The organism is Candidatus Pelagibacter sp. PS_43, from assembly GCF_059417795.1.
This window is the reverse complement of record NZ_CM182066.1, coordinates 524,275-543,931: the sequence shown is the minus strand read 5'-3', so window position 1 is coordinate 543,931 and position 19,657 is coordinate 524,275. Positions and strand designations below refer to the sequence as shown.

The window sequence follows — 19,657 nt, the reverse complement described above, 5'->3', positions numbered from 1 at the left end:
TATATCATTTTATATTTTTAGAAAGATTTTCTAAAAAACTATTTTTTGATTTTCCTAAAAATATTTATCGTTGGGATTTGATTCAAATGATAATCAATAAATAAAATTTTGAAAATTATCTTGAAATTGGTTGTGATAAAGACCAACTATTTTCTAAAATAAGAATTAAAAACAAGGTAGGTGTAGACCCAATTAGCGGTGGCACAATTCGCTCTACTAGCGATATTTTTTTCTTAAAAAATCCTAACGATAAATATGATGTAATTTTTATTGACGGGCTTCATTATTATGAACAAGTTATTAAAGATATTAAGAATTCTTTAAAGATTCTAAATGATGATGGGTTTATTTTAGTTCATGATTGTCTTCCTAGAAGTTTGGCGCATCAGGCTGTACCAAGATATAGAGGATCTTGGAACGGTGATGTTTGGAAATCTATTGTTGAATTGAGGTGTGATCCGTATTTAGATATAATTACTAGTAAAATTGATTTTGGTGTTGCCATAATAAGAAAGAATAAAAACCAAAATATTCTTGATCTAAACTGTAAAAATTTTAAAAGATTAAAATTTAGTGATTACTTTTTATAATCATAAAAATTTTTTAAATATTAAAAGTTATGATGATACATTGAAATATTTAAACTTAGACAAATAAAACTAAATTTTAATCTTATTTAATGCATTATTTTTAAATAAGTTTGCTTCTTTAATGTATCTTCTTACCATTTCTGAAGATTTATGCCCTGTCATAGCCATTATACTTCGCTCCTCTGCTCCAGATTCAGCTGCTGAAGTAGCGAAACCTGATCTTAAGCTGTGACCTGAATAATTTTTATTATCTATACCAGCTAATTGTAAATATTCTTTAATGAGTAAAGCTACTGTTTGATCTGTTAATCTTTTTTCTGTTAATCTTGAACCCTTAGAAAATCTCCTAAATAAAGAACCAGAATTAATTTTTGCTATATCTATCCAATTTTTCAATGAAACTACTGGACAATATTGAGAATTGTCAAAGTAGGGGAGGCCTTTTATAGAACCTTCACCAAACTGGTCAGTTTTTGAGCGTTTTATATTTATCTTAATTCCTTCTTCAACAAAATCCAAATCATCATAATCAAGTGAAACTATTTCATTTCTTCTAAAACCACCTGAAAATCCAATTAAGATTATAGTTCTATCTCTAAATATTTTAATCTGCTCTTTTTTTTGCTGATCTATAACATTAATTAATCTTTTTAAATTATTGATTAATAATGGTTTTTTTCCATTTTGAATGCTTCCTTTTCTTCTTTTAATACCCATTAAATTTTCGACAATTAACGGATGCTTGGTATCTAAATAATGACCTTTAAGCCTATGTATTACTCCTATTGATACCAATCTTCTCTTTATGGTACTGATTTTAACTTCTTTAGTTGATAGTTGTGTCAAATATAATGATATTATTTTTGCTTCTGACGGTAAAGATTTAAATCCGTTTTGAGCACAAAACAGTCCAAAATCATTAAAATCAGATTTATAGGCTCTTATTGTATTCTTAGCTTTAGAGCTTTTAAGATTTAATAATGTTTCTTCTTGTAATGCTTTTATATCTGTTATTATATTATTCATATATATTACTATTGATAACCATTAATTATCGTTAGTAATATATTAAGTGATTTTATAAGTCAATAGTTTAATTTAAAAAAAATGATTAGAAAATTTAATAAAGATGATTTTAAAAGATGGTCAAATTTATATCAAGATTATGCAATTTTTTATAATGTTCCAATGAATATGGGTATTTTAGAAACTCTTTGGGAGTGGATTAATGATGAAAATCATATTGTTAACGGAATATGCTTTGAATTAAATAACAAAATCCTTGGAATTGCTCATTATAGAACAATGCCAAGACCGATTAAGGGTCAATATATAGGCTTTTTAGACGATTTATTTGTTGACCCAGATTTCAGAGGTCAAAAAATAGCTCAAAAACTCATTAGTCACCTAAAATCATTATCTAAAGCCAATAATTGGGATGGAATTCGTTGGATCACCCACTCTTCCAATGAAAATGCAAAGAAATTATACGATAAAATAGCTAATAATACAGGTTTTGAACTATATGAACTTAAAGGGGACTAAGTTTCAGCTAAAAGTTTGGAATTACCTAAAGAAAATACCCAAGGGCAAAGTTAAGACCTACTTGGAAGTTGCTAAAGCCATTGGAAAACCTAAAGCATTCAGAGCTGTTGCTAATGCAGTGGGTAAAAACCCCTATCCACCCAAAATACCCTGTCATAGGGTGATAAGATCGGACGGAAGCCTTGGTGGTTACTCAGCAAAAGGTGGGATTAGGCTAAAACGTCAATTATTAAGGTCTGAGAAGGTTTTCATCAAATAGAGATTCAAGCCTATTAAAAGCATCTAAAAGTCAATAAAATCAATCCTTATAGAGCTTTTTTATAACAATTACTAAAAATGTTATAATGCACCCTTTAGTTGTACCAGATATGAGATCATGCTAAAACTAAGGTGCTCTATGGACGTTTAAAAGGCATATTCTGATAGTGCATTGCTCTAGTTTTGAACAATACCAACAGTTTTTTAGTTGTCCAAAAAAGCTCAATTTTAAAGGGTTTTTGACTCCCACCTCATATCTGGGCAACATATCATTATATTTTATAGACTAGGATTGGATATAAACGTTGATATACAATGCTTTTTTATTGATTAGAATAATTTTTAAAAAATTAAGCTTTAATTAAATATCATGACTTTAATTTAAAAAAGTATTTATAAATTTTTAACTCTGAATATGCTATTTTCTTCTTATTTTGATAATTATTTATTACTATAAAATTTAATGATTACAATACTATAAATTGTAAACTTAATGTACTATATTAAGTATTAGTAAATATAAGTAACCTATATTAAATTCTCTTAACCACTACTTCTCTTCTAGAAATATATATACCACTTAGCACAATTATAAAGAGACCTAAAAATGTCCAATTATCAGGGAAATCACCAAAGAAATAGTAGCCAATAATCACATTTGGAATTATCTCAGTATAGCCTAAAGGAGCTAATTTAGATGCATCAGCATATTTAAGCGACAATATAAGGAATAAGTGTCCAATGCATGCAAAGACCCCTATTCCAGCCATAATAGACCACTGATTAAGAGTAGGTTTAACCCAAATAAAAGGAATTATCATAGATATTATGATCGCCCCAACTAAACCTGTTAATAAAAGCGTTAATAATGGGTTGTCTGAAGTACTTAGCTTTCTTGTAATTATCAAATAAAAACCATACATAACACCTGTTCCTAGAGCAGCAAAACTTGCTAGATTTAATTCTAAAAAACCTGGCCTAATTACTACTAAGGAACCTACAAATCCAATTATTACAGCTGTCCATCTTCTTAAACCCACCTTCTCACCTAATAAAATGGGTGAAAATGCTGTAACGATTAATGGAGCAATAAAAGCTAATGTTAAGGCCTTAGCTAGTGAGATTACAGATATTGAATAAAAAAAACACACATTCGCAGAAAGTAAAATCAAACCTCTAAGTATTTGTAGTTTTGGTTTATCAGACCAGACTAGGTGTTTTTTATAAAAGAAAAACATTATTGGAAGAGTAAATACAACTGTGAAAAAATACCTAGCCCAAGTTATTTGTAGTACTGGTAAATCTGTACTTAAATATTTTGCAAATCCATCCATTACTGGAAGAAACATCCAACCTAATAAGCTAAAAATAATGGCTTTCATAAGCCAATAGATACAGTTTAATTGAAGTACTTTAAAGCAAAGAATACTACTATTGGAATAGTAATAAAAGACATCAATGTAGATGTTACAATTGTACTAGCGATACTATCAACAATTTTTTTAGGTGAATACATCGATCCAACAAGATAATTTAACACAGCACTTGGCATTGCACTTTGTATTAATAAGACACCAGCTGCAAAACCATTCAAATCGAGTTTATTTATTATAAGAATACATATGATTGGACCCAAAATAACACGTCCTAAGGCTAATATAATTGAATTTTTTAAAGAAAACTTAAACCTTGTTAAGGCTATACCAAGGGACATTAAAACTAAAAATATTGTTGCATATGTTAAAAGAAAAGTGGTGTTTTCAAGAAATACCGGGACATCTAAGTTAAAATAAAGAAATAATATTGATATTATTATTGCATAAACAGGAGGACTTTTAAGAACCACATCGAAAGAAAATTTTTTTTTAGCAAGAAAAACACCCAACGTAAAATGAAACAAAATTATAACAGAGGCTATAGCAGATGCTACACCAAGCCCTTCAGCACCATAAGCAAAAAGACAAATTGGTATACCCATATTACCAGTATTTGGTAAAATCATTGGCGGTAGTTCCATACTTAGATCTCTTTTTAAAATAAAAAGAAGTATTAGACCAACTATGGAAAAGCCTCCAATCATAACCAAAGCATAGAAGAAGTAGGAGGTAAAAACTGCTAAAGTAATACCTGTGGTAGTTACGGTATAAAAAATCATTGCAGGCGTTCCTATATTACCTGCAAAATTAGTTATGAAATTAGTGTCTATTTTTGGATTTTTTTTGCCTAGGTAATAACCAATACCGATAACAAAAAAAACAGGAAATAAAACTTCAAAAATTTTGGAATATAATTCCATTAATTATGAATTCTAATTAATGTAGGATATTTAAGAATATCTTTATCTTTTTTAAATTTTGCAAGACAGTTATTTGAATTAAGTTCGCTTGTTTTGTGAGTAATAATAACAACAGTAGCTTTATTATTTTTTTTATCTGGTGTTTGAATCATTCTTTTTACAGAAATTTTGTATTTAGCTAACCTGTTAGTAATCCTGGACAGAACACCAGGTTTATCTTTAACTTCAAATCTCAAATATAAAGAATTAGTATAATTATTGACATTATAACATTTTATGGACTTACGCTTGTTGTTAGGCATACCAAAGGGTTTTTTAATATCCCCTTTCAAAATAGAAAGTAAATCAGATAGTAATGATGAAGAAGTAGGTCCAGGCCCAGCACCCTCTCCTTGTAATATACTTTCACCAACAGGTTTACCCTCAAGTATGACAGCATTCATCACACCAGAAACATTACCAATATAAGAATTTTTACTTACAAGACATGGGTGGACAGTTTCAAATAAACAACCATTAATAATTTCAGAGATACCAAGTAACTTAATACGTAAATTTAATTGGCTAGCTATTTCAATATCTTTTAATTCAATTTTTTCAATTCCTTCCATTAAACATTTATATTTTGAAATCTTAGTATTAAATGCAAGAGCAGACAAAATTCTTACTTTAGCAAAAGCATCAAAACCATTAAGATCTAATTTAGGGTTACCTGGTTCAGCGTATCCTAATTTTTGAGCCTTTTTTAAAACATTGGCAAAACTATCTTTAGAATTTCTCATTTCTGATAGAATATAATTAGAAGTTCCATTCAAAATTCCATAAACTTTAGTAATTTTGTTAGTTGCTAGACCCTCTTTAATAGTTCTTAATATTGGAATACCACCAGCAACAGATGCTTCAAATTCAAGATTTACATTATTATCTTCAGCTAATTTAGCAAGATAATCTCCATGTTTTGATATTAGAGCTTTATTTGGTGTAATAACGTGAATTTTATTTCTTAAAGCAGTTTCAACTACTCTTTTAGAAATGCCATCTGACATTCCTATTGCTTCAAATAAAATATCTACTTTATTTAATTTAAAAATATCTAAAGGATTTTTAAAAAAGATATTTTTATTAACTTTAAATTTTCTTTTCTTTTTTAGGTTTTTTGCAGAAACAGCTACAACATTAATTCTTTTGCCTGTAATTAATTCAATTTCTTTTTTTTTTATATTTAATTCATTTAGTAAATAGTTACCTACTTGACCCAATCCAACTACAGCAATATTTAAATTCATTTTCATTTACTTGTTTATATCAGGATAGTCTGAGTTTTTTGAATATTCTTTAAGAAATAAATCAAATTCATCAAATGACATTTGTTTAAAATCTCCATTTTTTTCTAACATTTTAGTATATTTTTCTTTTTCAATAGTTTTTTTAATAGAAACTTTATCTAAAGAACAAGACAAAAAAAATAAAAATGAAAACATTAAGAAATATTTCATATTAAGCCCTCTGTCTTTTTAAATCCAAATCTAATATTCATATTTTGTATAGCTTGTCCTGCGCCACCTTTAATTAGATTGTCTATTGATGACAAGATAATCACTTTATCTTTATACTTAGTTTTACAAATTGATATATGGCAGTTATTTGTATTAATTATATCATTTGTACTTATTAAAGAGTTAGTTTTTAGAATTTTTACAAATCCATTATTGGGATAATGATTAATCAAAACTTTTTCTAATTTTTTAATTGTAGATCCTTTATTTAGCTCTACATAAATGGTGCTTAATATTCCTCTAAACATTGGTGTTAAATGTGGAGTAAAAGTAAAATTTACTTTCTTTTTTGTAAAAAAATTAAACTCTTGTTGTATTTCAGAATTGTGACGATGAAAACCAACACCGTAGGCACTTAAAGATTCATAAAGGTTTTTATTTTTATATTTGTCATGTACTCCTCTTCCAGCTCCAGAATATCCCGATTTAGAGTCTATAATTATATTATTAACTTTAATTAAATTTTTTTTAATCAATGGAATTAACGGTAACAATATTGATGTTGGATAACAACCCGGGCAACCAATAATATTAAAATTTTTAACTTTTTCACCTGTAATTTCAGGTAATGAATATATAGATTTTTTAATATTTGAAATTGATCTGTGTTTTTGTTTATACCATTTTAGATATAAGGATGCATTATTAAGTCTAAAATCTGCTGCCAAATCAATCAACACATTATGTTTTAATAAACTATTTGATATAGATTGAGCTTCACCATTTGGTAATGCGGTAAATACCAAATCAACTTCTTTTAAAAATGATTTATTAAATTTAGTAATCTTGGGTAAATTTTTTGATTTTAATGATTTTTCATAACTAGTAATTTTCTTACCAACAGATGAGCTACCACACAAATATTTTATATTAATATTTTTGTGCTTAACTAATAATCTTATTAATTGAACACCGATATAACCAGTTGAACCAGCAACTAAAACATTAAGCTTAGGCATTGTTTATTATAACTATTTTGAAATAAAAAAAAATTATCTTTTCGAGAATTGGAAGCTTCTTCTAGCTTTTTTACGACCAGGTTTTTTTCTTTCAACAGATCTTGAGTCTCTGGTGTTAAGTTTCTCTGTTTTTAGTGTACTTCTTAGTTCTGAGTCAAATAATATTAAGGCTTTTGCAATACCGTGAACCATTGCTCCTGCCTGTCCAGTGTGACCGCCTCCAGCAACACTACATCTAACATCATATGCTGTTGCTTGATTAATAATTTCAAAAGGTCTAGTAATTTGCATTTTATGACTACCACTAGTGAAGTATTCATCCATTGTTCGACCATTAACATAAATTTTACCGGTCCCTTTTTTTAACCAAATTTTAGCAATTGATTTTTTTCTTCTGCCAGTAGCATATTTGCTATCTTTAAAATCTAACTTGATCTTAGGTTTTTTTGATATTGTTTGTGCTGTTTGTTCCATATTAATTTCTAATTAAATTTTTGCTATTTAATTTTCCTAAATCTAAAAGTTTAGGATTTTGAGCTGCATGAGGATGCTCTTCACCAGCATAAATTTTAACTTTAGTTAGTTGCTTTCTACCAAGAACACCTCCTGGTAACATTCTTTTAACCGCTAATTTTAAAGTCTCTCCTGGTTTATTCTTTTCTAATAGTTTTTCAGGAGTTATTTCTTTAATTCCACCTGGGTGGCCCGTATGTCTATAGTATTTTTTGTCTTTAAATTTTTTTCCAGTAAATTTTGCATGTTCTATATTTTTAACAACTACAAAGTCACCATCATCCATGTGAGGTGTGTAAGTAGTTTTGTTTTTTCCCCTAACAATCATTGCTATTATAGATGCTAGTCTTCCAACAACTGCTCCTTTAGCATCAATTTCAAACCAATTACTTGTTAATTCGCTACTTTTTAAAAATTTAGTCATAGAGCGTGGATTAATACTATTAATAATTATAAAGTCAATTTTATATTTCTCTTGCAATATAGCCATTTAATGGTAATTTTTATTTGCCGATTTGTTCCTATTGCAGGCTAATAATTGCTAAAATGGATTTTTTACCCACATTTTCGGTAGGCGCATTTGAACTGTATTGTACGCCTTGCATAAAGCAAAAGTACTAAAAAAGGAGTATTAAGATGAGTACAAAAAGACAAAACCCAGAAACTATCGCATTACATGGTGGTGATTATAGAAGTGACCCAACTACAAAAGCTGTAGCTGTCCCAATTTATAGAACAACTTCATATCTATTTGATAGCACTGAGCATGCAGCCAATTTATTTGGTCTAAAAGAGTTTGGAAATATCTACACAAGAATTATGAATCCAACCAATGATGTTCTTGAAAAAAGACTAGCTGCCTTAGATGGTGGATTAGCAAGTTTAACTGTTTCTTCGGGTCAAACAGCTTCAACATTTGCTATTTTGAATGTTGCTCAAGCTGGGGATAATATTGTTAGTTCTACAGATCTTTATGGTGGAACTGTTTCATTGTTTACTCATACATTGAGCAAGCTTGGTATTGAAGTTAGATATGCTGATCCAGCAGATCCTAAAAACTTTGAAAAAGCAATAGATGATAAAACTAGAGCTTTTTATGGAGAAACATTGCCCAATCCATATTTAAGAGTATTTCCTATTAAAGAAGTTTCTGATATTGGAAAAAAATATAATATTCCATTAATAGTTGATAACACCGCCGCCCCTATCATCTGTAAGCCTATAGAGCATGGAGCTGCAATAGTGGTTTACTCACTTACAAAATATATAGGTGGACATGGTACAGTTGTAGGTGGAGCACTAATTGATGGTGGAAATTTTGATTGGACAGCCAATCCAAAAAGACAACCCTTGTTTAATGAACCTGATGCAAGTTATGGTGGCGTAGTATGGGGTAAGGCAGTTCCTGAATTAACTGGCGCCAATGTATCCTTTGCTGTTAGAGCAAGAGTTACTCTTTTGAGAGATCTTGGAGCTGCATTAGCTCCTGATAATGCTTTTGGAATAATTCAAGGACTTGAAACAGTAGCCTTGAGGATGAAACAACATTGCTCTAATGCGGAAAAAACAGTGGATCATTTATCTAATCATAAAAAAGTTTCTAGAGTGATTTACCCAACTAAGTATGAGGGAGATATTGGAAAAAGAGCAAAAAAATATCTTGATGGAGGAAATGGTGCTTTAATAGGAATAGAACTAAAAGGTGGCATTGAGTCTGGTAAGAAATTTATAGAAGCTTTAAAAATGTTTTATCATGTAGCAAATATAGGAGATGCTAGAAGCTTAGCTATACATCCGGCAACGACAACTCATAGCCAACTCACGGAGCAAGAATTAAGTGCTGCAGGAGTTACACCTGGATATATAAGACTGTGTATAGGATTAGAACATATTGACGATATAATAGATGATCTTGATCAAGCACTTAGTGCTTCATAACAATTCTTTATCATTTTAAAAAACCTCTTGAGTTTTTATAAATGAGTAAAATATAGGTTGTTAATACAAAAATAGAACCTAACTGGTGTAGTGATGCATACTTTATCTCTACACCAGACATTAATGTAACGATTCCTAATAATATTTGAATAAGTAAAGCTATATCAAAAAGAATTATATTCTTTATGGCAACTCCTTCTTTAATAAATAAATAGTTAATAATCATAACAAGGATCACAAGCAGATAGGCAGTTGATCTATGTAAAAATTGAATAATAGAAGTATTATAAAATGACTCAGAGGTAAAAAGATCTAATAATAAAACATCATTTGGAAAAAAAGTACCATTCATATCTGGCCAAGTATTATAAATTAAACCTCCATTTAAACCTGAAAGAAAAGCGCCCAATATAATTTGAATAACAATCAATAAAAAAATAAATAACAATAAGGATTGTGGAATTTTATAATCTATTTTTTGAATATCAAAAAAATCTAAAATATACCAAAAAATTAAACATAAGATAAAAAGTGCAAGTGATAAGTGAATTGCTAATCTAAAATGACTAACATCATTATTTTGTGTTAATCCACTTGTAACCATAAACCAACCTAAAAATCCCTGCAAACATATAAGAAAAAATATCAAAAAATATTTATTAGAATAAAAATTAGAATCTCTATATTTAATCCAAAAAAAAATTAAAGGTATTAGGGTAAACAAGCCAACAATACGTGCTAATAATCTATGAGCATACTCCCAATAAAAAATTACTTTAAATTCGTTTAAAGACATTCCATAGTTAATATTTTTATACTCTGGAATTTTTTTATATTCTTCAAAATACATATTCCAATCATTTGAATTAAGTGGTGGCAATATACCTGAAAAAAGCTCCCATGCCGTAATGGATAAGCCTGAGTCAGTTAATCTGGTTAAGCCACCTACCGCAACCATAAGAACAATTAGCAAAAATAGTCCTATTAACCATATCTTTAAATATTTTATATAGTTGTCGCTATTTACAAACATAAATTATACTTATAATAATTATTTTAATAACCAATTGATTAAATGTCGCCTACTAATAAAAAAAAACTTACCCAATTAAGAATAAAACTTGATAAATTAGATAATGATCTGCTTAAACTTATTAAAAAAAGATCGCTTTTAGTAAATGAAGTTTTAAAAGTAAAAATTTATAAAAAAGAAATAATCGATAAAACAAGAATAAGCTATATACTTAAAAAAATTAAAAAAAAATCAATCAAGACAAAAATTGATCCAAAAATTACGAACAGAATTTGGAAGAATATGATTTGGTCTTTTATTGATTACGAGAAGAGAAACTTTAAGAAGAAATAAACTATTTACTGTGTGGTGGTAGTTTTTTCTCCACAAACATTTCATGTTTTCTAGTTGATGGATTGTATTTTTTAGCAGACAATTTAACTTTAGCTTTTTCACCGCCCGCTGGCTTTTTTACATAATAGAAAAAAGGACTATCAGGTTTAGCTTCAGGGACCAATCTTACTTTAACGTGTGTTTTTTTTGCCATACTATTTAAGCTTTTTAATTTGTTTTACTAAGTTAGAAATATTTTTTAATTTATTTCTTATATTATAATTAGCACTTATAGAATTATTTGATAATTCGTCAAGGTTTAAAGATTTGTCAGAATTGAGAACTTTTTTAACTCCATTGATTGTCATTCCTTGTTCTTTAAGTAAAAATTTAACTTTTTTAAGAACTTCTATAGTCTGATTATTATAGTATCTTCTATTACCATTGAGAATTTTTGGTTTGATCTGTTTAAATTCTTTTTCCCAAAACCTTATGGTATGAGTATTTAAAGTACCCTTTTTGGCATTTACTAAATCTAGAATTTTAGCAACCTCACCTATTGATTTGTAAGCATCTAAATTTTTATTGATCATTTATAGAATTTACTAAATCTTTAAACTCTTTAGAAGCTTTAAATAAAACAACATTTCTATCAGATATAGCCGCTTCTTCTTTAGTTTTAGGATTTCTTCCAACTCTACTTTTTTTTTGTCTTATAGAAAACGTACCAAATTTTGAAAGTTTAAGTTTTTTTTCAATCTTTAAATTTTCCAGGATTGTAGTAAAAAAATCATCAATTAAATTTTCAGAAAGATTTTTAGAAAAACCAATCTGCATATAAATTGAGTTAATTAGATCTTTTTTTGTAAGGTTAGTTCTCGTCATTAATTAATATTATTAGTTATTTTTTCAATCAAATTTCCAGTTACCGTTTTAGAGCAAACACTTAAAGAATTTGAAAAACCTATATAATCTGTTCCACCATGACTTTTAATTACAGGGGAGTCTAATCCAATAAAAATTGCCCCATTATATAATCTTGGATCCAGTCTTTTTTTAAATTTTTTTAAATTTGAAATATTAAGTAGCGATGACATTTTTCCAATCAAATTTCCAGTCATTGCTTTTTTTAATTCACTTGTGATAAAATTAGCAGTACCTTCAGCAGTCTTTAATGCAACATTGCCAGTAAAACCATCTGCTACTATAACGTTAACATCACCGTTCATTAATTGATTCCCTTCAATATAACCTTTAAACTCAAAATCGTTATTAGTTCTTTTATTCAACTGTTGATAAGTTTCTTTTATAATTTCATTTCCTTTAAGTTCTTCAGAGCCAATATTTAATAGTGCAACTTTTGCTTCATCGTTCGGATATAATGAATTAAATAAAGAGGAACCCATTATCGAAAAATCAATTAAATTTTTCGGACTACATTCAATATTTGCACCTAAGTCTAAAACAACACTCATATTCTTTTTATTTGGCCATAAGGCTGAAAGAGCTGGTTTATCTATATTGTCTATCATTTTAAGATTTAACTTTGAAATAACTAATAATGCACCAGTATTCCCTGCTGAAATTACTACATCAGATTTTTTTTCTTTAACACTCTGAATCGCTAACCACATACTAGTTTTTTTTCCTCTTTTTGCACCTTCCAATGGACTATCTGTTCCTTTAACAACATCTTCTGTATGAACTATTTCAAAGTTTTCACTAGGCAATTCATCAGTAATAAACTTTTCAATTTGACCTTTATCACCAAAAATTTGATAAAAGGTATTTTTATTGTTTTTAAAATGATGATTAATACCTTCAATAATTTTTTTTGGTGAACCATCGCCACCCATTGCATCAACAGCAATTTTGATTGTTTTGCTCATTCTATTTATTTAGTTGAAAAAATAATTTACTCTTTAGGGTCCAAAACTTGTCTACCACGATACATACCAGTTTTAAGATCTAGATGATGAGGGAGTCTGTACTCACCAGATTTCTTATCCTCAACTATATTTTTAGATGAAAATTTCATATTCTGAGCTCTTCTCATCCCAGTTCTTGACGGTGATTGTTTACGTTTTGGTACAGCCATAATAAAATTAATGTTTAACTACACCTTTTATATGAGAATTTAAAGTGTTATTTATCAAAAATTCAATATATTTATCAAAATATTTTACCAAATAATCGCTATTTTGAGCATTATCTAAAAATATTGTTAATTGCTCTTTTTTTGATTCATTGTTTAAATGATCCCAATTATGAATTTTATCAATCATTCCATAAAATAAATTGAGATAATCTTTCATTTTTTTATTTATCGATTGGTCTCCATAACCAATCTCTCGGACACTTAACTCCAATTGCCTGAAGACATAATCATAAATTTCTTGGAGTATTTCTTTATTGTTATCTTTTTTGTAAATTTTTAAAAAAAAAGCAAAATGTAATAGAAAAAAGATCATTCTGTCTGAAAATGTGTCTTGATTTTTAAAGTCTTTATACAATTCTTTATTTCTAGTTAATTTAACTAAATTATTGTAAATATTAATATAGTTTTTATTCATGAAAAAAATTTTTAATCTAATTGTTCTTTTTTTATTTATTTCAAGTTGTACATTAAATAAAGTTATAAAGCATCATGGTGTGCATTTTTTAGAAAAAAAAAGTGAAAAACTTGTGATTGGCAAAACTAATAAAAATGATATCTTTGAACTTTTGGGTCCTCCATCTACAAAAGGTTCTTTTGATGAGGAATTATGGATTTATATGGAAATTCAAACAAGCTCAACAAAATTATCAAGATTAGGGAAAAAAAAATTACTAAAAAATAACATTTTACTTTTAGATATCGATAACAAAGGTATTCTAACAAAAAGCATTTTTTTTGATAAAGATAAAATGAATGAAATAAAATTCACAGAAAACACAACCCAAATGAGTTATTCTAAAAATAGTTTTATCTATGAATTCTTGTATTCTTTAAGAGAAAAAATCAACGATCCACTCGGGAAAAAAAAAATAAAATAATCTAGCCCGCAATCACCGCTAACAATAATAAAGCAACAATATTTGTAATCTTTATCATTGGGTTTACAGCAGGCCCAGCAGTATCTTTGTATGGGTCACCAACAGTATCACCTGTAACAGCTGCTTTATGAGCTTCTGAACCTTTTCCACCATAATTTCCATCTTCAATATATTTCTTAGCGTTATCCCAAGCACCACCACCAGCTGTCATTGAAACTGCAACAAATAATCCAGTGATTATGACACCTAATAACATTGCACCGACAGCAGCTAAAGCAGCAACTTGCCCACCAATTTGAAATATAACAAAGTATAAAACAATCGGAGATAGAACTGGTAATAATGAAGGTAAAATCATTTCTCTAATTGCAGCTAATGTTAATAAATCAACAAGTTTAGCGTAATCAGGTTTTTGTTTACGCTTCATAATACCTGGGTATTTTTTAAATTGCCTTCTAACTTCTATAACAACAGCCCCTCCTGCTCTTCCTACGGCTTGCATTCCCATTGATCCAAATAAATATGGAAGCATTCCACCTATTAATAATCCAACTACAACGTATGGATTAGATAAATCAAATGTTACAACTATTCCTTCTAGCTTTGATCCTGCTACACCAGAAAAGTGTTTAATATCTTCAACATAAGCGGCAAATAAAACTAGTGCACCTAACCCTGCTGATCCAATAGCATAACCTTTGGTAACAGCTTTTGTAGTATTACCAACTGCATCCAACGCATCTGTAGTTTTTCTTACACTTTTTGGTAAATTTGACATTTCTGCAATACCACCCGCATTATCTGTAACTGGACCATACGCATCAAGTGCGACGACCATTCCAGCCAAAGCTAGCATAGTTGTTACGGAAATAGCAATTCCATAAAGACCAGCAATAGAGTTGGTAGCAAGAATACCCGCAACAATTATTAAAGCAGGAATTGCAGTTGCCTCCATAGAAACAGCTAATCCTTGAATAACGTTTGTGCCATGTCCTGTTGTTGATGATTTTGCGATACTTCTTACAGGTCTATAATCTGTTCCAGTATAATATTCAGTAATCCAAATTAATAAACCGGTAATAACTAAGCCAATTACACCACAGTAATAAAGACTCATACCAGTAAAAGTTTTTCCATTTACAGAATACTCATTAGCAAAGCCAATAACATAATCAGTTACTGGATATAGAATTAATAATGATGAAACTGCAGAAACAACAAATCCCTTGTATAATGCATTCATTACATTTTTACTTTTTCCAAGTTTTACAAAAAATGTTCCTAGTATTGATGTTAAAATACAAGCGCCCCCAATCGTTAATGGGTAAATCATCATATTAATATCACCATAAAAAAATATAGAAGAAAGAACCATTGTTGCAACAATTGTTACAGCATAAGTTTCGAATAAATCTGCAGCCATTCCAGCACAATCACCAACATTGTCTCCAACGTTGTCTGCAATTACAGCTGGGTTTCTAGGGTCATCTTCAGGTATACCTGCCTCAACTTTTCCAACTAAATCAGCACCAACATCAGCACCTTTGGTAAAGATTCCGCCACCTAATCTTGCAAAAATTGAAATTAAAGAAGCACCAAAACCTAGAGCAACAAGAGCATTAACAATTTCCCTTTCATCAACTCCTGCTTTTAATAAAAAATAATAATAAACAGCTATTGCTAACAAGGCCAAACCAGCAACCAACATACCTGTTACAGCACCTGATTTAAATGCTACAGCTAAACCACTTGCTAAACCTTTTCTAGATGCTTCAGCAGTTCTAACGTTAGCCTGAACTGAAACTAACATTCCAACATAACCAGCTATACCAGATAAAGCTGCACCAATGAAATAACCTAAACCAACAAGAGGACTAAATACAATGCATATAATAACCAAAACAACAACTCCAACCACGGCAATTGTTTTGTATTGTCTTGCTAAATAAGCTTTTGCACCAATTTGAATAGCAGATGCAATTTCTTGCATTTTAGCATTTCCAGTGCTCGAGCTTAATATATTTTTTCCAGTAAAGTATCCATATACAATTGAAAGAAATCCAGCAGCTATAGTATAAAGTAATATTGTTTCGACGATTGAGTTCATTTTGCCTTTTGGTTGTTTGGTTGTTAAATTAAACGTTTAAAGTCCGGACAATACAAAAAAAACCATAAAAGGCAATATTTAACTTTTTAAAAATGATGAAAATAACCCTTATTTTTAAGGCTAATTATTCCTCTTTTTTTATCAATTAATGTGGGTTTATTATTTAAATTTTGAATTATTCCTATTTTTGAAATTTTAACTCTTAATTCATTTGAAACTTTTTTTATGATTCTTCTTTTATCTTTCGAGGCAGTAAATAGAACCTGATAATCATCACCTTTTGAAATACAATACTCTTTCAAGATATTTTTTTTTGATATGAGTTTATTCAAGGAATTAGAAACTGGTATATCATCTAAACTTACTTTATAAGATAGTTTTTGATTATTAATCAATTTTTCAAGATCTGCTAGTAAACCGTCCGAAATATCAATTGAAGTATTTGCAAATTTATTTAAATGTTTAGATAAATCGATTTGAATATTAGGTTTATAATATTGGTTAATAAAATAATCTTTTTGAATTTTGTTTATTTTAAATTTATTTTTTAAAACTAATAACCCTAAATAGCTATCACCTAAATTTCCTGTAACATAAATGTCATCATTAATTTTAGCTTTATTTCTTTCAATAATTTTTTTTGCAAAACCAATGGAGGTTATTGTAAAACTTAATTTGTTAGAAAAAACCGTATCACCACCACAAAGATAAATTTTATACTTTTTTTGTTCATCATTAAGTGATTTAGATATTTTTTTTAAGTTATTTTTTGAAAAAGATTTTTTATTACCTGAGCCTGAAACAAAATAGTATTTTGGACTTACGCCTTTACAAATTAAATCAGATATTGATGATCTTATGATCTTTTTTATTACCAAATCTGGTTTTTTAAAATCTATAAAATGGTTTCCTTGAATATATGTATCTATTGATACTACTAACTCATGTTTTTTATCAAAAAAAACATCATCATTAAGGTTTAAAGAACCAATTGTCTTTTTAGAAAGTTTTTGAAAATAATTTTTAATTAAATCAAATTCATGCATTAGAATTTCTTATTTTTTTGGCAATTTTATCTAATATTGCATTCAAATATTTAGTTTGGGAGTCTTCTAAAAAAAAATTTGAAGCATCTAAATATTCCTTGATTATGATTTTTTTAGAAATTTTAGGCTTATAAAGAAATTCATATATAGCTGCCTTAACAATGATCTGGAAAACTTTATCCATATTTGACAATTCAAGATCTTCACTTAAAAAATTTTTGACCTCTTCTTTAATAACATCATCTCTTTCAATTGTACCAAGCACCACATCTTTAATAGATTTTTTAAATCTGTGTTTTGAAAAAGTTATATCTTCATCATCATTAAAAAATTTAGTATAGAGTTTTTGAATAATAATAACCCTAGGATTTTGATTTGGGTTATATGGAGTTCTCATTCTTATTGGGAAAGGACAGATATTACAGCTAGAGCTGCTTCTCTTCCCTTTTTCTTTCTAGCTATAGCTTGACGCATATTGAGACAAGTAATAATTCCATTGCCAATGGGTTTTTTATTTTCTACGGATAGTTTCATTATTGCATCAGTTGAAGAATATGAAATAAAGTCAAAATGAGGAGTTTGTCCTTTAATCACACAACCAAGAGCTAAAAAAGCATCATACTTCTTAATATTCTTTGAAATGGTAACTGGTATTTCAAAGACACCTGGGACATAGATAGTTTTTATTAAACTAGATTTGGGCAATGCGTTTTTCGCACTACTTAATAAACCTTTTGATATATCTTTATAATAATCTGCAATAACTATTAAATATTTTTTTTTCATTAAATGATTTCCTGTTTAATAATCTTTATATCATAACCCTCTAAACCAATAACTTTTTTAAGAGATTTAGTTATTAATATCATATTTTTAATCTTTAAATCTTTAATTATTTGAGCACCAATACCATAATTCCTTATAAGTTTATCATTTCCCTTTTTATAAAAATCTTTGTTCTTATAATCCTTGAGTGTTTGTGTAACAGATTTTAAATTTGTATCTTTTATAAAAACTAAAACACAGTTATTGAATTTCTTAAAATAATTTAATGTTTTATGAAATGAATTTGGCAATTGTTGATTGATTAAATAATTTTGAACTACGTTAGATGAAATTACTCTAACTCTTGGTATTATTCCTTTTTTAATATTACCTTTAATTAGAGCAAAGTGTTCAGATCCATCTAAAAGATTTTCATAGATTCTAATTTTAAATTTTTGATTTTTGATTTCAATATCAGATTGTTTTTTAAGTTTAATTAGTTTTTCTTTTTTTAAACGATAAGCAATAAGGTCTTCAATTTTACCTATCTTTAAATTATGTTTTTTTGCAAAATCAAATAAATCTTGGCCTTTAGCCATTGTGCCATCTTCATTCATTATTTCACAAATAACTGCAGAGTTATTTTTTTTAGCAAGTTTTGATATATCAACAGAAGCTTCTGTATGACCAGCTCTTACTAGAACACCCCCATCTTTAGCAATAATTGGAAAAACATGTCCTGGTGAAACAATATCTTTTTTATTCGCATTTTTCTTTGAAGCAATTTTAATTGTCTTTGCTCTATCTTTTGCTGAGATTCCAGTTGTTATTCCTTTTTTTGCTTCAATAGAAATTGTAAAGGCAGTTTTATTCCTGGATTGATTTATAGGTGACATCAAAGATAAATTTAAACGTTTTGCCTGTACACTATCTAGCGCCAGACAAATTAATCCACGACCATATTTTGCCATAAAATTTATATTTTTAGCACTTGAGTCAGTGGTTGATATTATTAAGTCTCCTTCGTTTTCTCTTTTCTCATCATCAACTAAGATGAACATACCGCCCTGCTTTGCGATATTAATTATACTTTCAATGGATGCATAATTATTTTTTTTCATTAAAATAATTTCTAACGTATTTAGATAAGATATCTATCTCTATATTAACTAGGCTGTTCTTTTTTAATGAAGATAAATTCGTTAGTTTAAAGGTGTGGGGAATAACCCAAACTTGAAAACCTTTTTTGGTTACTTTGGAAATTGTTAAAGAAATTCCATTTATACATATAGAGGCTTTATCAATTAGATTTGCTCTTTCTTTTTTAACAATTTCAAAATCAAATAAATACGATTTATCAATTTTCTTAATATTCTGTATTTTGCCTACTGCATCAATATGGCCTTGGCAAATATGTCCTGATATTTTTTGACCAAATCTTAAAGGAAGTTCAAGATTAATTTTATCATTGATTTTTAAGAATCGAAATTTTGATCTTTGTATTGTTTCATCAGAAAGATAAAATTCCATTATTTTATTCTTAATATCAATTAATGTTAAGCAAACGCCGTCACAAGCAACTGATACACCCAGATCTTTAAGTGTTAGCTTTAAATCAGCTTTTACAAAAATATTAATACCTTTTGATCTTTTTTCAAATTTAGTGATTAAACCTTGATTAAAAATTATTCCATTAAACATAA

27 protein-coding genes, 1 pseudogene and 1 riboswitch are annotated in these 19,657 nt (G+C 28.4%); of the genes and pseudogenes, 7 read left to right on the top strand and 21 right to left on the bottom strand.

Annotated elements, in window-relative coordinates; all coding sequences use genetic code 11:
* Nucleotides 1–125: 125 nt before the first annotated feature.
* A pseudogene (locus AC5SLL_RS03000) lies at nucleotides 126–305 on the top strand (class I SAM-dependent methyltransferase); the annotation flags it as partial.
* A 72-nt stretch (nucleotides 306–377) separates the two neighbouring features.
* On the top strand, nucleotides 378–590 hold the full coding sequence (locus tag AC5SLL_RS02995) for a hypothetical protein (RefSeq protein ID WP_494586996.1): 213 nt from the start codon (nucleotides 378–380) through the stop codon (nucleotides 588–590).
* Between the two features lie 69 nt (nucleotides 591–659).
* On the opposite strand, the gene AC5SLL_RS02990 is transcribed toward AC5SLL_RS02995, so the two are convergent.
* A complete protein-coding gene (locus tag AC5SLL_RS02990) occupies nucleotides 660–1,616 on the bottom strand; it encodes a site-specific integrase (protein ID WP_494586995.1) in 957 nt (318 codons plus the stop codon).
* A gap of 81 nt (nucleotides 1,617–1,697) precedes the next feature.
* Between AC5SLL_RS02990 and AC5SLL_RS02985 the strand changes: the two genes are divergently transcribed.
* Together AC5SLL_RS02985 and AC5SLL_RS02980 are read left to right on the top strand one after the other, a co-directional pair.
* A complete protein-coding gene (locus AC5SLL_RS02985; RefSeq protein ID WP_494586994.1) occupies nucleotides 1,698–2,135 on the top strand; it encodes a GNAT family N-acetyltransferase in 438 nt (145 codons plus the stop codon).
* Nucleotides 2,116–2,394: a methylated-DNA--[protein]-cysteine S-methyltransferase gene (locus AC5SLL_RS02980; protein ID WP_494586993.1), complete on the top strand. Its 279-nt coding sequence runs from the start codon at nucleotides 2,116–2,118 to the stop codon at nucleotides 2,392–2,394. Before AC5SLL_RS02985 ends, AC5SLL_RS02980 begins: the two co-directional genes overlap by 20 nt.
* 532 nt (nucleotides 2,395–2,926) lie before the next feature.
* Here AC5SLL_RS02980 and AC5SLL_RS02975 read toward each other — a convergent pair.
* The 7 genes from AC5SLL_RS02975 to rplM are packed head-to-tail and all read right to left on the bottom strand — an operon-like array spanning nucleotide 2,927 to nucleotide 8,141.
* On the bottom strand, nucleotides 2,927–3,775 hold the full coding sequence (locus AC5SLL_RS02975; RefSeq protein ID WP_494573682.1) for a DMT family transporter: 849 nt from the start codon (nucleotides 3,773–3,775) through the stop codon (nucleotides 2,927–2,929).
* A gap of 17 nt (nucleotides 3,776–3,792) precedes the next feature.
* Nucleotides 3,793–4,689: an AEC family transporter gene (locus AC5SLL_RS02970; protein WP_494586992.1), complete on the bottom strand. Its 897-nt coding sequence runs from the start codon at nucleotides 4,687–4,689 to the stop codon at nucleotides 3,793–3,795.
* The gene (locus tag AC5SLL_RS02965; RefSeq protein WP_494586991.1) at nucleotides 4,689–5,981 is read right to left on the bottom strand and encodes a homoserine dehydrogenase; all 1,293 of its coding nucleotides are present in this window, start codon (nucleotides 5,979–5,981) and stop codon (nucleotides 4,689–4,691) included. The genes AC5SLL_RS02970 and AC5SLL_RS02965 overlap by 1 nt, the downstream gene beginning before the upstream one ends.
* Entirely contained in the window at nucleotides 5,982–6,170 is a 189-nt protein-coding gene (locus AC5SLL_RS02960) for a hypothetical protein (protein WP_494586990.1), read from the bottom strand. It abuts the gene before it with no gap.
* A gap of 11 nt (nucleotides 6,171–6,181) precedes the next feature.
* Entirely contained in the window at nucleotides 6,182–7,204 is a 1,023-nt protein-coding gene (gene argC / locus AC5SLL_RS02955) for an N-acetyl-gamma-glutamyl-phosphate reductase (protein WP_494586989.1), read from the bottom strand.
* A 33-nt stretch (nucleotides 7,205–7,237) separates the two neighbouring features.
* Nucleotides 7,238–7,678, bottom strand: coding sequence for a 30S ribosomal protein S9 (gene rpsI, locus AC5SLL_RS02950; protein WP_494580727.1), 441 nt, complete (start codon nucleotides 7,676–7,678; stop codon nucleotides 7,238–7,240).
* Between the two features lies 1 nt (nucleotide 7,679).
* Nucleotides 7,680–8,141, bottom strand: coding sequence for a 50S ribosomal protein L13 (gene rplM / locus AC5SLL_RS02945; RefSeq protein ID WP_494573777.1), 462 nt, complete (start codon nucleotides 8,139–8,141; stop codon nucleotides 7,680–7,682).
* A 139-nt stretch (nucleotides 8,142–8,280) separates the two neighbouring features.
* Nucleotides 8,281–8,349: riboswitch (SAM riboswitch) on the top strand.
* Between the two features lie 4 nt (nucleotides 8,350–8,353).
* On the opposite strand from rplM, the gene AC5SLL_RS02940 reads away from it, so the two are divergent.
* On the top strand, nucleotides 8,354–9,655 hold the full coding sequence (locus tag AC5SLL_RS02940) for an O-acetylhomoserine aminocarboxypropyltransferase/cysteine synthase family protein (protein WP_494586988.1): 1,302 nt from the start codon (nucleotides 8,354–8,356) through the stop codon (nucleotides 9,653–9,655).
* A 10-nt stretch (nucleotides 9,656–9,665) separates the two neighbouring features.
* Here AC5SLL_RS02940 and AC5SLL_RS02935 read toward each other — a convergent pair whose 3' ends face one another.
* Nucleotides 9,666–10,688: a COX15/CtaA family protein gene (locus tag AC5SLL_RS02935; protein ID WP_494586987.1), complete on the bottom strand. Its 1,023-nt coding sequence runs from the start codon at nucleotides 10,686–10,688 to the stop codon at nucleotides 9,666–9,668.
* 42 nt (nucleotides 10,689–10,730) lie between these two features.
* Between AC5SLL_RS02935 and AC5SLL_RS02930 the strand changes: the two genes are divergently transcribed.
* Nucleotides 10,731–11,021 carry a chorismate mutase gene (locus tag AC5SLL_RS02930; RefSeq protein WP_494573674.1) on the top strand — a complete coding sequence of 97 codons (291 nt, stop codon included), beginning with the start codon at nucleotides 10,731–10,733 and terminating at the stop codon, nucleotides 11,019–11,021.
* Nucleotide 11,022: 1 nt separating this feature from the next.
* Here AC5SLL_RS02930 and AC5SLL_RS02925 read toward each other — a convergent pair whose 3' ends face one another.
* From AC5SLL_RS02925 to AC5SLL_RS02900, 6 genes are read right to left on the bottom strand one after another with little or no spacing between them, the layout of a single operon-like run.
* Nucleotides 11,023–11,214, bottom strand: coding sequence for a 50S ribosomal protein L33 (locus tag AC5SLL_RS02925; protein ID WP_006996892.1), 192 nt, complete (start codon nucleotides 11,212–11,214; stop codon nucleotides 11,023–11,025).
* 1 nt (nucleotide 11,215) lies between these two features.
* Entirely contained in the window at nucleotides 11,216–11,593 is a 378-nt protein-coding gene (locus tag AC5SLL_RS02920; protein WP_494586986.1) for a MerR family transcriptional regulator, read from the bottom strand.
* Nucleotides 11,583–11,885: an integration host factor subunit alpha gene (locus tag AC5SLL_RS02915; protein WP_494586985.1), complete on the bottom strand. Its 303-nt coding sequence runs from the start codon at nucleotides 11,883–11,885 to the stop codon at nucleotides 11,583–11,585. Before AC5SLL_RS02915 ends, AC5SLL_RS02920 begins: the two co-directional genes overlap by 11 nt.
* Nucleotides 11,885–12,889, bottom strand: a complete 1,005-nt coding sequence (plsX, locus tag AC5SLL_RS02910) for a phosphate acyltransferase PlsX (protein ID WP_494580733.1) — start codon at nucleotides 12,887–12,889, stop codon at nucleotides 11,885–11,887. The genes AC5SLL_RS02915 and plsX overlap by 1 nt, the downstream gene beginning before the upstream one ends.
* A gap of 26 nt (nucleotides 12,890–12,915) precedes the next feature.
* Entirely contained in the window at nucleotides 12,916–13,098 is a 183-nt protein-coding gene (gene rpmF / locus AC5SLL_RS02905; protein WP_494573670.1) for a 50S ribosomal protein L32, read from the bottom strand.
* Between the two features lie 7 nt (nucleotides 13,099–13,105).
* Nucleotides 13,106–13,573 (bottom strand): ubiquinol-cytochrome C chaperone family protein, encoded by a 468-nt coding sequence (locus AC5SLL_RS02900; protein ID WP_494573669.1) that lies wholly within the window; start codon nucleotides 13,571–13,573, stop codon nucleotides 13,106–13,108.
* Between AC5SLL_RS02900 and AC5SLL_RS02895 the strand changes: the two genes are divergently transcribed.
* Entirely contained in the window at nucleotides 13,572–14,036 is a 465-nt protein-coding gene (locus AC5SLL_RS02895) for a hypothetical protein (protein WP_494586984.1), read from the top strand. The genes AC5SLL_RS02900 and AC5SLL_RS02895 overlap by 2 nt on opposite strands.
* A gap of 1 nt (nucleotide 14,037) precedes the next feature.
* On the opposite strand, the gene AC5SLL_RS02890 is transcribed toward AC5SLL_RS02895, so the two are convergent.
* From AC5SLL_RS02890 to AC5SLL_RS02865, 6 genes are all read right to left on the bottom strand, one after another.
* Entirely contained in the window at nucleotides 14,038–16,143 is a 2,106-nt protein-coding gene (locus tag AC5SLL_RS02890) for a sodium-translocating pyrophosphatase (RefSeq protein ID WP_494586983.1), read from the bottom strand.
* A gap of 86 nt (nucleotides 16,144–16,229) precedes the next feature.
* The gene (gene thiL / locus AC5SLL_RS02885; RefSeq protein ID WP_494586982.1) at nucleotides 16,230–17,189 is read right to left on the bottom strand and encodes a thiamine-phosphate kinase; all 960 of its coding nucleotides are present in this window, start codon (nucleotides 17,187–17,189) and stop codon (nucleotides 16,230–16,232) included.
* The gene (locus tag AC5SLL_RS02880; protein WP_494586981.1) at nucleotides 17,182–17,586 is read right to left on the bottom strand and encodes a transcription antitermination factor NusB; all 405 of its coding nucleotides are present in this window, start codon (nucleotides 17,584–17,586) and stop codon (nucleotides 17,182–17,184) included. The genes thiL and AC5SLL_RS02880 overlap by 8 nt, the downstream gene beginning before the upstream one ends.
* Nucleotides 17,587–17,588: 2 nt before the next feature.
* The gene (ribH, locus tag AC5SLL_RS02875; protein ID WP_494586980.1) at nucleotides 17,589–17,975 is read right to left on the bottom strand and encodes a 6,7-dimethyl-8-ribityllumazine synthase; all 387 of its coding nucleotides are present in this window, start codon (nucleotides 17,973–17,975) and stop codon (nucleotides 17,589–17,591) included.
* Nucleotides 17,975–19,075 (bottom strand): 3,4-dihydroxy-2-butanone-4-phosphate synthase, encoded by a 1,101-nt coding sequence (gene ribB / locus AC5SLL_RS02870; protein WP_494586979.1) that lies wholly within the window; start codon nucleotides 19,073–19,075, stop codon nucleotides 17,975–17,977. The genes ribH and ribB overlap by 1 nt, the downstream gene beginning before the upstream one ends.
* Nucleotides 19,062–19,655: a riboflavin synthase gene (locus AC5SLL_RS02865; RefSeq protein ID WP_494586978.1), complete on the bottom strand. Its 594-nt coding sequence runs from the start codon at nucleotides 19,653–19,655 to the stop codon at nucleotides 19,062–19,064. Before AC5SLL_RS02865 ends, ribB begins: the two co-directional genes overlap by 14 nt.
* Nucleotides 19,656–19,657: the final 2 nt, after the last annotated feature.